The organism is Raineyella antarctica (assembly GCF_900092135.1).
Taxonomy (GTDB): Bacteria; Actinomycetota; Actinomycetes; order Propionibacteriales; family Propionibacteriaceae; genus Raineyella; species Raineyella antarctica.
Genome location: NZ_FMYF01000035.1, coordinates 1 through 1,086 on the forward strand (window position 1 = coordinate 1; position 1,086 = coordinate 1,086).

Consider the following 1,086-nt stretch of genomic DNA (forward strand, 5'->3'; position numbering starts at 1 on the left):
GTTTGTGTTAAGCCCTCGGCCTATTAGTATCGGTCAGCTCCACACCTTTCGGTGCTTCCACATCCGACCTATCAACCCAGTCGTCTACTGGGGGCCTTACCAATGTGGGAGTCCTCATCTTGAAGCGTGCTTCCCGCTTAGATGCTTTCAGCGGTTATCACTTCCCAACGTAGCCAACCAGCCATGCTCTTGGCAGAACAACTGGCACACCAGAGGTTGGTCCGTCCCGGTCCTCTCGTACTAAGGACAGCCCTTCTCAAGACTCCTACGCGCACAGCGGATAGGGACCGAACTGTCTCACGACGTTCTGAACCCAGCTCGCGTGCCGCTTTAATGGGCGAACAGCCCAACCCTTGGGACCGACTCCAGCCCCAGGATGCGACGAGCCGACATCGAGGTGCCAAACCATGCCGTCGCTATGGACGCTCGGGCAAGATCAGCCTGTTATCCCCGGGGTACCTTTTATCCGTTGAGTGACGGCGCTTCCACACGCCACCGTCAGATCACTAGTCCCGACTTTCGTCCCTGCTCGACCTGTCAGTCTCACAGTCAAGCTCCCTTGTGCACTTACACTCGACACCTGATTGCCAACCAGGCTGAGGGAACCTTTGGGCGCCTCCGTTACTCTTTGGGAGGCGACCGCCCCAGTCAAACTACCCATCAGGCACTGTCCCTGAACCAGATCATGGTCCGAGGTTAGATAACCAGAACAACCAGAGTGGTATTTCAACAATGACTCCACAACCACTGGCGTGGCCGCTTCAACGTCTCCCACCTATCCTACACAAGCTGTACCGATCACCAATACCAAACTATAGTAAAGGTCCCGGGGTCTTTCCGTCCTGCTGCGCGTAACGAGCATCTTTACTCGTATTGCAATTTCACCGAGTTCGTGGTTGAGACAGCGCCCGAGTCGTTACTCCATTCGTGCAGGTCGGAACTTACCCGACAAGGAATTTCGCTACCTTAGGATGGTTATAGTTACCACCGCCGTTTACTGGGGCTTAAGTTCAGTGCTTCACCGAAGTTGACACGTCCCCTTAACCTTCCAGCACCGGGCAGGAGTCAGTCCGTATACATCGTCTT

General features: G+C 55.1%; 1 rRNA gene. It reads right to left on the bottom strand.

Features of this window, described 5'->3' with window-relative positions:
• Positions 1-3 precede the first annotated feature (3 nt).
• Positions 4-1,086: ribosomal RNA gene (locus GA0111570_RS17210) — 23S ribosomal RNA — on the bottom strand; the annotation flags it as partial.